Raw genomic sequence first — 11,783 nt, forward strand, 5'->3', positions numbered from 1 at the left:
TTGCACAGGAACGATGCAACTCACCACACGGAGCCACGCCATGACCAGCCTGAACCCACAAACCACGCCCCGCCACCAGCTGCGCGCCGAGAAGGCACGCAGGAACAAGGAGGCCGCGCTCGCCGCCTTCGTCGCAAAGAAGGCCGAAATCGACGAACGGCTCGCCCGCCTGCAGGCGCTCAGCGACGACCACTTCAACTGCCATCCCGACGAGGTGGGCTGGGCCATGGTCGGCACGCTCGAGCACTACAACGGGCTGCTCAAGCGCATCACCGACAGCGCCTTTGGCGAGGGCGAATACGCCGGGTAACCCCTTCGGACCCTGACCAAGGACGGCCCGCCTCGATGGCGGGCTTCACCCGGTAGAAGCTCCTGCATGTCGCACGAGCCGAAACCGGAGACTATCCATGACCCAGATCCAGCTGTCCGACGCACAATCCGTCATCCTGTCCACCGCCTGCGCACGCGACGACGGGGCCGTGTTCCCCGTCACCACCACCCTCAAGGGCGGCGCGGTCGGCAATGTCTGCAAGAGCCTGCTGAAACGCGGGCTGATCGAGGAAATCGAAGCCACGGATCTCAACACCGTCTGGCGGCATGACGAAGAGCGCGGACCGATCACACTGCGCGCGACGCCGCTGGCCTACAGCACTCTCGGGATCGCGAACGACACGAGCGAGGCAGTTCTTGCCGAAACCGCGACTGTGCCCGAGCCTGTCAAACGTCGCAGCGGCACCAAGCAGCAGGCAATGATCGACATGCTGTCCCGCCCTGAAGGCGCGACCATCGACGAGATCGCGGACGTCACAGGCTGGAAGTCGCATACGATTCGTGGCTCGATGTCCGGCGCGCTGAAAAAGAAGCTCGGGCTGATCATCACCTCAGAGAAGGTCGAGGGGCGCGGGCGGGCTTACAGGATCGCCGAGAGTTGACGATGGCCGGCGACGCACACCAGCTTCATGCTACCGCTGTCTTGCTTTCCTATTGGCATAGCGCCGGTCGCGCTCGGCTTTTCGGGCGACCTTATCTTCCGCGTCGCGAGAGCTACGGTCTTGCTGAGCCTGTTCGCGTGCTGCCTCCTCCGCCTTGGCGGCAGCATCGCTTTCCAACTGGTCAATGGCTGCACTTTCCTGCTCTTCGAGCTTTATCCTTGCGCGGTCCGCCTGCCGTTCGTCCCTGGCCGCAGCGACAGCCAAGCGCTCTTCCTCCCGCGCAATACGGTTCGGTTCTGCGGCTTCCTTTGCGACGCGGTGGGCGTCAAGGCGAGCAGCTTTTGCATCGGCAGCGGCGCCACGGCGATCGGCGAAATCGTTGTCTTTTTTGTTTCTCATATCTGTGTACCGTCAAGAGTGTCGTTGTTCTGACCATTAGGCGCGCCCCGCGCGAGCCTGAAAGATCGTGACGCTCTATGCGACGACGCGGTTGCGCGCAAGGAACCTATCGCGCCAGCAGCGCCTCGAACAATCGCCGCAGCAGATAGCCCCGCAACAACGAGATGCCGACGAATACAAGCCCTAGGCCCAAGTGCTCTGCGAGCCCCGTCTCGATCCCGAACCACGGGAACACGACGATCTGCGTCACGATGGCCAGCACATAGCCGACAACGACATTCGTCACGGCCTCAAGCATCGACATGATCCGGCTTTGCCTCATCGCAGCCCCTCCGGCAGACTTTCCAGAAACGCCGTCACGAACTCCGCCGCGAGCGGCGGCACGATCGCATTGCCGTAGCCCCGCAGGAGCCCCATGCGGCCGGGTATCCCATCAGCCAGCGGGAATGTTCCGGGCTCAACGGGACGCCAGCGGCCATCCCGGCAGAGAAGCCAGTCCGGATGTCGCCAGACGCTGTCCGTCGCATTGGTCCCGGCGGGGTCTGTGCCTTCGACCAATCGATCAGTTTCACCGTCCTCCGGCTCGCATCGGTGTTGCCGGCCGCGTTGTAATTTTGCGTGGCCGGCGACCCGGCCATTGCCGTTGGCCAGCCCGCCAGCCAGACCTGTCGGCCGAGCAGCGCGTTGATCGGCACCGCATGGCATTCCGAGCCGTCCTTGTGATCCCGCGCAGAGGCCGTCGCCCAGCCTGCCTGTGGCAGGGTCGAGGGCAAAGGCGCCGAAGAACAGTCGCTGGCGGATATGCGGCGCGCCGATGCCCGCAGCCGGCAGATCGGCCGCCGCGACGGCGTAAGATGCCGCTTCCAGCGCATCCGCCAGAGCGTCGAACCACGCCCAGTCAGCCGGATCCTCAATTGCCGTGCAAGTCGCTCCGCCAACGCGTCCGAGCACTGTCGCGCTCGCGACCTGCTCGCCGAACACGAAGTCCGGTCGGCAAGCGGCGACGAGGCGCAGGAAGGCTGGCGCGAGATGGCGGTCATCGTTCTGTCCCTTGCGCTGCCCGGCCTGGCTGAACGGCTGGCAGGGTGGCGAGCCGGTCCAGACGGGCAGATCCTCGGCCAAGCCCGCGAGGCGCAGCGCGTAGGGCCAGCCGCCGATCCCGGCGAAGAAATGGCATTGCGCGAAACCGCGCAGGTCGGTGGGCTCGACCTCGAGGATGGAGCGCGCATCCACCTCGCCTTCGGGCAGGTGCCCGGCTGCGATCAGTTCCCGCAGCCAGGCGCAGACCGCGGGATCGGCATCGTTGTAGTAGACAGCCATCAGGCAGCGGCAGCGGCCTTGTCGCCCAACCGCTCCTTCTTCACCGCGGCGAAGCTCCGGCCCTCGCCTTCGAGGATCGCCTCTTTCCCCGTGTCTGCCTGCCAGCGCTGGACGGCGACATCAACATAGGCCGGGCTGATCTCCATTGCGAATACGCGGCGGCCATTGGTCTCGCCCGCCATGATCTGCGAGCCGGAACCGGCGAACGGCTCGTAGCAGACACCGCCGCGCGCCACGTGCTGGCGCATCGGGATGCCGAAGGCGTCGAGCGGTTTCGGCGTCGGATGATCGGGACGCTCGTCTTTCGTGAAACTGGGCATCTCCCATGTCGAGGGCAGCGTCTGCTCGGCCACTTTCGGCGGGCGGTTGGGGCGGCGCCAACCCATGAAGCAGGGTTCGTGCTTCCACAGGTAATGCGACCGGGTCAGAACCCCGCGGTCCTTCACCCAGATGATCTGCTGATGCACGAAGGCCCCGGCCTTTTCCCAGCAGGCCTCCAGCATCGCCTGACGGCGCGATGCGTGCCAGCAATACCAGGCGGCATCCTCGGTGATCGCCTCGGCCACCGCGGCGGCGATGAACCCGTCGTAAAGCTCCGCGCCCTGCGAACTGTCGTCCCAGGTATTGCCGTAGCTCTGGCTCCAGTCCTTGTTGCGGGTCGGATGGTTCGAGCCGTCGTAATCCACCAGATACGGCGGGTCGGTCGCGAACAGCACCGCGCGCTCGCCATTCATCAGCCGGCGAACGTCTTCGTGGTTGGTGCTGTCGCCACACAGCAGCCGATGATCGCCGAGGATCCAGAGATCGCCGGTGCGCGACGCCGGGTTGCGCGGAGGCTCGGGGATGACCACCGGCGGCGTGGAGCTCCCGTCGCCGCCCGCTTCCTCGTCGCTGTCGGCGACATAGGCCAGCAGCTTGTCCAGTTCACCGTCCGAAAACCCGACCAGCGACAGGTCGAAATCCTCGGCCAGCAGCTCGTTCAGTTCCGCCGATAGCAGCGCTTCGTCCCATTCCGCCCAGTTGGTCGACTGATTGGCCAGCAGTCGAAACGCTCTGATCTGAGCCTCCGACAGTTCGTCCGCTAGAACCACAGGCACGGTGTCAAGACCAAGCAACCGCGCCGCCTTCAGCCGCAGATGCCCGTCAACCACCAGCCCGTCGCTGCGCGCAACGATCGGAATGCGGAAGCCGAATTCCACGATGGCCTGCGCCATCCGATCGACGACGTCGTCGTTCTTGCGTGGGTTGCGCTCGTATTCAACGAGCCGGCCAAGAGGCCATTGTTCAAGCTGCAAGGCTGTGTTCGGCATGGGCGGAACTCTTGATCATGTGCAGGGTCACCGTCCGGCGTGCATGGATGCTGCAGAACAGGACGAGCTTGGTGACAGGCAGAGGCGGGTCGACCGCCTCGACATCGTGGAACACGCTCTCCACGCGCTTGTGGCAGGCGCGGCAGAGCGGGATCAGGTTGGTCAGCGAGTTGTCCCGCGTGAGGCGGAACGGGATGATGTGGTGCACCTGAAGGTGCCTGGTCTTTCCGCAGCAGGCGCAGAAAGGTGTCTGCCGGAGCGCGCCCTTGCGGATCGCGTTCCAGCGCGAGCCGCGCCCGCGGATACGCGGCGTCCGGCAAAGATGACGCTCGTAGCAGGACCGCGAGCAGAAGCGACCACTCGAGTTGGTGCGCCCCGAAAGGACCGACCGCGAGATTTGAAAGGCGCCGCCGCAGGTCACGCAGGTTCGCTCGACCGACTGCGTCGCGTGGCGGCAGGCTCGGCTGCAGAATTGCTGACGGCTGCTCGGCGGCGCCGGGAAGTCTCGGCCGCAGTGGCGGCAGGTCTCCCGGTTCCGGTCGACGGATCGCGTACGGTGGCCTCTCTCCAGCGCCGGTCGAGAGCCGCATGCCCGACACCGCGTTGCGGGGTTGTCGGCGCGCACCTCCTCGACCTTGCCGCACTCCGCGCAGGTCCGCAGGCGCATCCCGCGGTTTCGAGACCTGGCGCGCGGCGCGACGACGTCCGTGCTCGCCGCGGTGTCGTGCGCCAGTGTCATGCAGGTTCCTGTCGGTGATCGATCGGCATTGGCCGGGGTGGACTCCGCCAAGGCGGGATCCACTGGATTCCAAGGTGGACTCCCACGGCGCAGGTATCCACCTCGGAATCCACCTGCCAAGCGGCTGTTATCGCGTGGTTATTTATGGTTTCAGGGGTGGACTCCGACCGGGGTGGACTCCCAAAAAAACGGCCCTGTCGCTGGCGAAATTGCGCGCTGCGCCCCCCAGCATACGAAGTGCACGAAAAGGAACCGTAAAATCAATGACTTACGGGTTAGCGGAGACAGTTTTTCCGGTCAAGCGGTGGGCGTTTGCCCGGTTTCGAACTGTCTCCCCTTTGGACCCCGTCTGGACCCCGAAGCGGACTCCGGGTGGACCCCGGAATCCAGCGGTGCAGGCCATCGTCCCTTCGTTCACGTCTCGTGCGATCATATCCCGTTTGTAGCCCTCGGCGCCGGTTCGTGAAACCCGCCCGGATGTCTCACCGATAATTCCGTCACAGGATGATTTTCCTTGACAGCCGGTCGGCGTTCTCGATCACGAAGCGCCTTGATCGCTTTGACGATGGCACGCGCCCGTTGAGCCGCCAGGTGATCAGCGCCACGCCGTATTGCCAGTGCCGGTTGGCGGCCGGGCGGCTCAGCCCGATCTCCCATGTGATCTTCTTCCACGGCTTGCGGTTGGCGCGCAGCCAGACGATCCGGGCGTCGTCACGCTCCAGCCAGCGCAGCCACAGCATGGCTTCATCGGCTTCGGTGATCATGCGCGGGCTGGGCCGTGGGCGTTTCAACTCGGGCTCCTGGCCCACGTGATCGGCGAAGCTGTGGAAATATTCGGGCCAGGCGTTGAAGTAGCCGGTGGGCTTCACCGCGGGCAGTTGTGCAAACACGTCCGCCGCGAGCTCAAGCCGGTCCTGCACGCGGCCTGTGGTCCAGTCAGTCATTGTGCACCTCCCGGACCGCGGGGAGTTTGCCGTACAGACGCTCGCCCAGTTGCCGCACCAGTTCGCGCTCTGGCCAGGTCAGGCGATGGTCGCGGCCCACGTCGAAGCCGTCTCGACGCTCGAGGCCGATATGGCGATTGCGTTTCATGCCACACCTCCCTGCGTCTCACGCAACCGTTCAAGCCGACGTCGCTCCAGATCCCGTTTGAGATCGATCTGGCTCTGACCCGTTTCGCGACTGATGTGGCTCCCATCGCCATGGCGCGCCCTTGCGATAAATGCATTTGCGATTTTGCCCTGCATTTCGAGCATCGCATATTGCGCCGATGCCCCCATCAGCGGGGAAAGATATGTGGCCAAAAACGGCAGCCAGTCCTTGGGATCGACCACCACGATCTGTTCGACCACGGCCAGCGGCGTCTCGATGACGACAAAAGTGCCGGTCATCGCACTCGGCCAGAACCGGATCTCGAGACCTGCACTGCACAGACCCTCCTCCGTCAGCAGGCTGCATTCGCACTCGAGCACACGCTCGAAGGCCCGGTGCCAGTCGACTTGTTGCGTCTCGCTGATACGGCAGGCCTCATGGTACCAATCGGGCAGGTCCACTTCGTGGAAACGCCCGGCGTCATAGACGCGCAATCTGTCGAAACTCATGATCATTTCTCCTCTTCGGGGTTGGGGGGTGATGGTGGATGGGTTGCTGCGACCGCCTCCAGCCGCGCGGAAAGCGCATCGAGGGCGGCGCGTCGGGCGGTGAGCGCGCTCTGCATGCTGTCGGCAAGACGCCTGGTCAGACCGTCCAGCTCTGCATGCTGTGCGGGTTGCTCGCCGAGCGGCGCTGCGATATCGGATTGCGCAAGCGGTCCGAGGCGGTTGCTCAGCCAGGCTTCCGGATCGGGAATGCGGGTGAGGTCGACGCGGGCGACACGCGCACGATGGCCGGGCCCTGCCGGGCGATAGGTCACCTCCACAGAGGATGGGGACATTTTGCTATTATAGAGGTTTCTATAATAGTCATTTGTCCCCTTCCTCTGGCCGTCCTTCTTCGCCGCCTCGCGGGTTGCCCACAGCTCCGGAAAACACGCGGCCATGTCGGCGGCGTTCTCAAGGACGATGCCCGACAGCGCCATCAGATCGCGTCGCGTCGGTTTGAGCTCGGACCAGGCCACCAGCGCGTCGACGGTGACCGGCAGGACGACGTCGGTCAGCAGGTCAATCTCAAGCACGGACTGTGCGGTGCGGTTGACACCGCGCCCGCGGCCCATCGCCTGGATCAGCTCGCCCTCGCAGATGCTCCAGCGCACCGCCTCGGCGATCGGGTCGGCATGCGCTTCCATGGTCAATGGCACCGTCCAATCACCTGCCAGCCGGATCCGCCGCTCGCTCATCGGATACCACCAGCCGGCATCGTCCGGGTTCGGAGTAGGTTGCCGACCGGTCAGCGCCGTGGCGAGCAACTCGACCGTCCGCGGGGCTGGAAGCGTGCGACCCAGAATGATCATCCCGCCAATGCCGCCCCAACGATCGAGACCGCTCAGCGCGTTGAAATGCACAGCCTCGACCCGCTGTGGCAGGCCCGCAGCGCGAATTGCATCAATCGTGGCTTTCTGGCCGACCACGAGCAGATCGATGGTGGCTCCGGCGCGGTGGCACTGTCGCGCGCGCAAGGCGATCCAGGCGCGCAGGTCGCGCAGCCTGGACACGGCTGCCTTGCGGTCCCGCGCGGGTGCATTGGATCCGGGCGTCAACGCACGTGCCGAGGTGGGGCTGCCGGTCACCTGGCGGATGCGGACATGAGGCTGGCGCGCGGCGACAGGCGTGCCAGTGTCCATGCGCGGCAGGTAGGTCTGGACAAGCTCGGCCCGCAGCGTGGCGTCGAGATGCAGGATCGGTGCCTCGGCGGCCCAGCCCGCGCGCATCCGGGCGCGCCAGCGCAGCTTCAGCGCCCGGACGGATCCATTGTCGGTCCGCTCATGGACGAGCTCGGCCCCGGCGGCATCATGGCCATTCTCCAGCGCCTCGGCGAGGATCAGCCAGAGCGTGGCGCAGCGCCCGGGCGGAGCCCAGGGCTCGCCGGACGCGGGCAGTACGGCATCGACAAGCTTGCGACGTTGGGCGGGCGACATGCCGGGCAGGATCCCCGCATCGCGCATCCGGCGGCGTTCGAGCGTGGCGGCGTTGCGGCAATCCTCGGGCGTCAGCCCCACGGCTTCCAGCAAACCATGACGCAGCGGGCCGGGCTCTGCGACCTGCAGCGCCTTCCAGAGCCGGGTGCGGGCGTCGACAAGATCGGCGGTAGCGCTCACGTCTGTCTTACCTTTACCGTCGTAGCAGGCGAGCGAGGTTCGCCCCGGCTCCAGACCGTCCTGGGTAAGCGTGGCCTTGCCATCGAGGCCGCGCAGGCCCGATTGCCAGAAGGCTTCGTCGATAACGAGCAGCCCGACCGTGGCGATAGCCTCCGGCTTCATGTGAAAGAGGCTGTCATGCGCGCAGACAATGACCTGCGCCGCCTGCGCCTGTGGCTTCTGGCGCTGGTAGCCGCAGGCATGAAACTGCGCGCAAAGGTGCACCTCTTCCCCGCGCTTGACCTTGCAGCAGCTTTGCTCGACCGGATGCTCGATCTCGAGCGCATCGAATGTTGCTTCGGGATCGAGGCACATGAGTTGCTCGGGGTTTTCGGGTGTGGGATCGGGCGCGATGCGGCCCTTCCAGAGCATCGCGCGCAGACCCAATTCCTCGAAGGCCGCGACCTGCTCAGTGCCCAGATCATGGCGTGGCACGGCATAGATCACCCTGCGCCCACCGCAGGCGCCTGAACCGATCAGATCGGCAATGGCGGCCCGCGCGCGTGATGTCTTGCCGAGCCCCACATCGACCGGCAGGCCGAGCAGCGGCGGAAAGGCGGTGCGCGCTACGGTGTTGAAATCCAGCGCATCGCGGGTCTCGGCCTCGTCCTTCGCGGCTTCGCGGGCCGCTTCGACCGCGGACCAATACTCCGGGACGTCCGCCATGAAGCGTGCGATCGCGTCGGATAGCGATGCGCGGGCTTCGTCTGGTGTGAGCGTCGGTGCCGGATAGGTCGGCGGCGGCGGCGGGATCTTGGCCGCGCCGGTGATAAGCGCCGCGACCGCTTCCGGCCGCTCTTGGCAGAAGAAGTCATTGGCGTCTCCGGCGGCATCGGGCACGGCCAGGCGGGCGTCAACGGCAAGCGCGGCCTTGCGTGCGGCCTCCACGCCCGGGTTGGTGTCGCGGTCGGGCTTGAGGTCATTGTCGGCGACAAGAACGAGATCGGCCTGCGCGAACCGCGCGCGCAGCGTCTCGGCCACGGGGCGAAGGTTGCCCGCATCCATGGCGGCGATGACGGTATCGCCCGTGGCGATGTGCAGGCTCGCGCCGGTGGCCCAGCCTTCGCAGATCAGGATCGGACCGGTAGGATCGCCGAGCGGCGCAGGGTCGAGGCCCACTACTGCGAAATGCCCGCGCTTGGCGCCACCCGCGAGAAAGCGCTTGGCGCCGTCTGGAGCGATTGTCTCCAGGCTGTGCAGCCGGCCATCCGCGTCCTGCAGCGGCACGACCAGATGGCCGCGGGCATCCACGCGCAGTGCAAGCGAGGCGGCCTGTTTGGCCATGAGATACGGATGATCGGGTGCAGCAGGGCGTGCCGATGCCCAGATCCGCGCGGCGCGCGCGGCGGCCTCAGCGGCAGGCGAGAGTGCCGGTTCCGCGTCGTCAGGGATTTTGCCGGGTTTGCCTTCCGGTCTGGAGTGAGCCCTCGGCGCAATTGGTACATTCGCCACCGGCGTCGGGATGCTGTTGCGCCGGGAACCCGGCCCATGGCGAGAACCCATACCGATGCGGTCGGCGATCCAGTCGTGTGCATCGCGGCGGGACAGGCCAAGCTCGCGGCCAACCAGATCGACAAACCCGCCACCCTGACCGGTCTCGTGGTCAAACCACATACCCGCCTTGGCACCACCGATCACGACCGAGAGGCTGCCCTTGCGGCCCCAACGCCATTCCTGGCCGGCCCTGGAGCTCGGCTTGCCCAGCACCTCGGTCACGAGCTCCGGAATCCGCGCGCGCAGTTCAGCATCAAACGCCTGCCAGTCCCGCGCGCTCATCGCCGTCCCCACGCGAACGGCACGAGCGCACCGATCGGCCCACGGGCCGTGGCGGCAATGCGCAGGGAATGGCGATGACAGGTGGGCACGGGTGTCTGGAACCGGATTGAGGGCGTTGTTGCCCCCGGTTCTGCCGCCATTTCGCCAGCCCTCGCGACGTCCGAACCGGTCCGCCCGGCTGGGCACCGCATGGCTGGAAAGGGTGGAACCCTTCCGTCAAGGCATTGGAATTACGTCGGAAAAAGGGTGGACCCCATGGGCTCCGAGGTGCCGTGCCAAAGGGTGTTCGGCGCGGTTGGATTCAGGTGGGTTGACCCCACTCAGGCGCGAATCAGGTGAACGGTTCGACCCATTCAGCGGGGCTTGGCGGAACGGGTGGAGCCCTCGGTGTCGAGCGGATTTTCTTTGGTCTGAGTCCTGGTCGGGCAGACGGGGACCGGAGCCGCTCCCGTTGGAACTGGTTTTCAGGCATCTTCCTGGCTTGCCGACGTGGTTTTACGAGAGAGCCCGAGATCGGCGGCGGTCGTTTCGATGTTTCCGTGTAGAGCGTTGAAACGTCACACATCGCCGTCGCCCAACACCATCCGCCCGGAAGCAGACCCGGGTTGCGGATAGCGAGGACAAGGGCAACCAGCTCAGCGCCGAGGATCGGGCGCCCGCTTCATCGACACTTTCCCAGCAACGACAATGTGGGCCGCGGTCGCTGCGTCATTGCTGTCGGTAACGGTACCGTGTTTGCGGCGGTTTCCAGGAGCTTGCGCATGAGCGCGAGGATGGCGACCTTTACGGGCTTTCCGGCATCGCGAAGCGCAGTGTACTTGGCCTTGAGGTCGGGGTTGAACCGCATAAGCGTTACGTAGAGCGCATCGCGCAGGGGTCTACGATGCATCGTCGCTGAACTCTTGAAGGCGCTGCTTTGCTCAGGCGCTGTTTCCGGAGATCGCCGGGTATCTCAGACGGATCTCGGGCGCCGAGAAACGTAGCGTGCTGCCCGCTGAAATCGCCAATGGTTCGATCAGTGCCTTCAGGCCGATCAGATTGACAGCGGGTAAGTCGAGCCCCATCGAGTGAAACGTTGCGGCGCGGAAGCCAGGCCTGGGGTTGAGCCCGGGCGCGATCCGCATTGTGCCCATTTTCAGGTGATGCGCGATATCCCATTCCTGCGTCGCGCCGTCGATCCGCGTCACCACCCAGCAATGCCCGTCTGTGCAGTGATGATCCTTATCGGCAGGAAAAAAGAAACCGGTCGCGTAACCGGCCTTGATTCCGGCGGCACGCAGCGCTGCGATGAAATAGGTGTTGATATCCACGCAGGACCCTTCGAAGAGGCCGCATCCGAGCGCCGGCACTTCGTCGAGCCCGTCATTGAACCGGTCTTCGGGATGGCCATAGGTAAAACGCTCTGCTGTGGCAGAGGCGATGGCCGCCGCGCGCGCTACGCCAGTACAGCCCGCGCCGGCCGCCTCAGCCTCCTCCAGCAGAGCCTCTGCGAAGCGGGTGAAGCGCGACGAATGAGGGTGGAACATGATCTCCGGATAATCCCCACGCAGGGAGGCGTCGAAATGAAAGGTCAGTACCAAGGTTCCGCCCGCGCCGTCGAGCAGCAAAGCGGTCTGGCCGGTCGTGGCCTCTGTGATCGGAATCAAACTGCCCGTATCGGCCGTGACATGCGTGCATGTGCCGTGTGGCGTCTGCATCCCTCCGGGCACGAGGACGGTGCTAGCCCCCTCCGGCATGACGGCGGCATAGGTGATTTGAGAAAGCATGACCTTTGTCTTTCCTATGTCCAAGTCGGTCGAGGCTTAGTACTCATTATAAGTCTGTTGGAGAACAGTGCATGATCAAAGCGCGCGCCACCAAGCCTTGCGCGGGCCTTGCAAGCTTGGTGAGCGGCAAACTGCATCGCTTTCGTAACAAGTTTTCATAAGCGAAAAAGAGCTTCTTTGGTTGCCGCCCGTGATGCAAGAACCTTCTGACATTATTGGCGTGTGATCGAGTGCGGTCTTCTTTCAGGC

At 65.2% G+C, this 11,783-nt stretch carries 13 protein-coding genes; 2 read left to right on the top strand and 11 right to left on the bottom strand.

The annotated features are described in order from the left end of the window. The first annotated feature begins 40 nt into the window (after window positions 1-40). Together ACROSR_RS15935 and ACROSR_RS15940 are read left to right on the top strand one after the other, a co-directional pair. Complete coding sequence (locus ACROSR_RS15935) at window positions 41-310, top strand: hypothetical protein (protein WP_336421479.1); 270 nt, start codon at window positions 41-43, stop codon at window positions 308-310. Between the two features lie 97 nt (window positions 311-407). Next, window positions 408-932 (top strand): DUF3489 domain-containing protein, encoded by a 525-nt coding sequence (locus tag ACROSR_RS15940; RefSeq protein WP_432686795.1) that lies wholly within the window; start codon window positions 408-410, stop codon window positions 930-932. 30 nt (window positions 933-962) lie between these two features. Here ACROSR_RS15940 and ACROSR_RS15945 read toward each other — a convergent pair whose 3' ends face one another. The 11 genes from ACROSR_RS15945 to ACROSR_RS15995 form a co-directional block, all read right to left on the bottom strand. Next, complete coding sequence (locus ACROSR_RS15945; protein ID WP_432686797.1) at window positions 963-1,331, bottom strand: DUF6481 family protein; 369 nt, start codon at window positions 1,329-1,331, stop codon at window positions 963-965. 106 nt (window positions 1,332-1,437) lie between these two features. Next, window positions 1,438-1,653 (bottom strand): DUF7220 family protein, encoded by a 216-nt coding sequence (locus ACROSR_RS15950; protein WP_432686799.1) that lies wholly within the window; start codon window positions 1,651-1,653, stop codon window positions 1,438-1,440. Next, window positions 1,650-2,651 carry a DNA cytosine methyltransferase gene (locus tag ACROSR_RS15955; RefSeq protein ID WP_432686801.1) on the bottom strand — a complete coding sequence of 334 codons (1,002 nt, stop codon included), beginning with the start codon at window positions 2,649-2,651 and terminating at the stop codon, window positions 1,650-1,652. Before ACROSR_RS15955 ends, ACROSR_RS15950 begins: the two co-directional genes overlap by 4 nt. Further along, window positions 2,651-3,961, bottom strand: a complete 1,311-nt coding sequence (locus tag ACROSR_RS15960; RefSeq protein WP_432686803.1) for a DNA modification methylase — start codon at window positions 3,959-3,961, stop codon at window positions 2,651-2,653. The genes ACROSR_RS15955 and ACROSR_RS15960 overlap by 1 nt, the downstream gene beginning before the upstream one ends. Continuing rightward, window positions 3,936-4,700 (bottom strand): HNH endonuclease, encoded by a 765-nt coding sequence (locus ACROSR_RS15965; protein ID WP_432686805.1) that lies wholly within the window; start codon window positions 4,698-4,700, stop codon window positions 3,936-3,938. Before ACROSR_RS15965 ends, ACROSR_RS15960 begins: the two co-directional genes overlap by 26 nt. A 497-nt stretch (window positions 4,701-5,197) precedes the next feature. Then, window positions 5,198-5,644: a DUF6362 family protein gene (locus tag ACROSR_RS15970; protein WP_432686807.1), complete on the bottom strand. Its 447-nt coding sequence runs from the start codon at window positions 5,642-5,644 to the stop codon at window positions 5,198-5,200. Further along, a complete protein-coding gene (locus ACROSR_RS15975; protein WP_432686809.1) occupies window positions 5,637-5,792 on the bottom strand; it encodes a hypothetical protein in 156 nt (51 codons plus the stop codon). Before ACROSR_RS15975 ends, ACROSR_RS15970 begins: the two co-directional genes overlap by 8 nt. Further along, the gene (locus ACROSR_RS15980) at window positions 5,789-6,301 is read right to left on the bottom strand and encodes a hypothetical protein (RefSeq protein ID WP_432686811.1); all 513 of its coding nucleotides are present in this window, start codon (window positions 6,299-6,301) and stop codon (window positions 5,789-5,791) included. The genes ACROSR_RS15975 and ACROSR_RS15980 overlap by 4 nt, the downstream gene beginning before the upstream one ends. Before the next feature lie 2 nt (window positions 6,302-6,303). Continuing rightward, the gene (locus ACROSR_RS15985; RefSeq protein WP_432686812.1) at window positions 6,304-9,768 is read right to left on the bottom strand and encodes a toprim domain-containing protein; all 3,465 of its coding nucleotides are present in this window, start codon (window positions 9,766-9,768) and stop codon (window positions 6,304-6,306) included. Between the two features lie 920 nt (window positions 9,769-10,688). Continuing rightward, window positions 10,689-11,534, bottom strand: coding sequence for a transglutaminase-like domain-containing protein (locus ACROSR_RS15990; protein WP_432686814.1), 846 nt, complete (start codon window positions 11,532-11,534; stop codon window positions 10,689-10,691). Between the two features lie 46 nt (window positions 11,535-11,580). Continuing rightward, the coding region (locus tag ACROSR_RS15995) for a hypothetical protein (RefSeq protein WP_432686816.1) at window positions 11,581-11,783 on the bottom strand (203 nt) is incomplete at its 5' end.

The sequence above is a fragment of the Roseovarius tibetensis genome, from assembly GCF_050896375.1.
GTDB lineage: Bacteria > Pseudomonadota > Alphaproteobacteria > Rhodobacterales > Rhodobacteraceae > Roseovarius > Roseovarius tibetensis.

What these genes read in the sequence shown, in the direction of transcription:
- ACROSR_RS15960 (WP_432686803.1), bottom strand. Translation starts at nt 3,961, where the DNA reads ATGCCGAACACAGCCTTGCAGCTTGAACAATGGCCTCTTGGCCGGCTC.
- ACROSR_RS15965 (WP_432686805.1), bottom strand. Translation starts at nt 4,700, where the DNA reads ATGACACTGGCGCACGACACCGCGGCGAGCACGGACGTCGTCGCGCCG.
- ACROSR_RS15955 (WP_432686801.1), bottom strand. Translation starts at nt 2,651, where the DNA reads ATGGCTGTCTACTACAACGATGCCGATCCCGCGGTCTGCGCCTGGCTG.
- ACROSR_RS15975 (WP_432686809.1), bottom strand. Translation starts at nt 5,792, where the DNA reads ATGAAACGCAATCGCCATATCGGCCTCGAGCGTCGAGACGGCTTCGAC.
- ACROSR_RS15945 (WP_432686797.1), bottom strand. Translation starts at nt 1,331, where the DNA reads ATGAGAAACAAAAAAGACAACGATTTCGCCGATCGCCGTGGCGCCGCT.
- ACROSR_RS15970 (WP_432686807.1), bottom strand. Translation starts at nt 5,644, where the DNA reads ATGACTGACTGGACCACAGGCCGCGTGCAGGACCGGCTTGAGCTCGCG.
- ACROSR_RS15950 (WP_432686799.1), bottom strand. Translation starts at nt 1,653, where the DNA reads ATGAGGCAAAGCCGGATCATGTCGATGCTTGAGGCCGTGACGAATGTC.
- ACROSR_RS15990 (WP_432686814.1), bottom strand. Translation starts at nt 11,534, where the DNA reads ATGCTTTCTCAAATCACCTATGCCGCCGTCATGCCGGAGGGGGCTAGC.
- ACROSR_RS15985 (WP_432686812.1), bottom strand. Translation starts at nt 9,768, where the DNA reads ATGAGCGCGCGGGACTGGCAGGCGTTTGATGCTGAACTGCGCGCGCGG.
- ACROSR_RS15940 (WP_432686795.1), top strand. Translation starts at nt 408, where the DNA reads ATGACCCAGATCCAGCTGTCCGACGCACAATCCGTCATCCTGTCCACC.
- ACROSR_RS15980 (WP_432686811.1), bottom strand. Translation starts at nt 6,301, where the DNA reads ATGAGTTTCGACAGATTGCGCGTCTATGACGCCGGGCGTTTCCACGAA.
- ACROSR_RS15935 (WP_336421479.1), top strand. Translation starts at nt 41, where the DNA reads ATGACCAGCCTGAACCCACAAACCACGCCCCGCCACCAGCTGCGCGCC.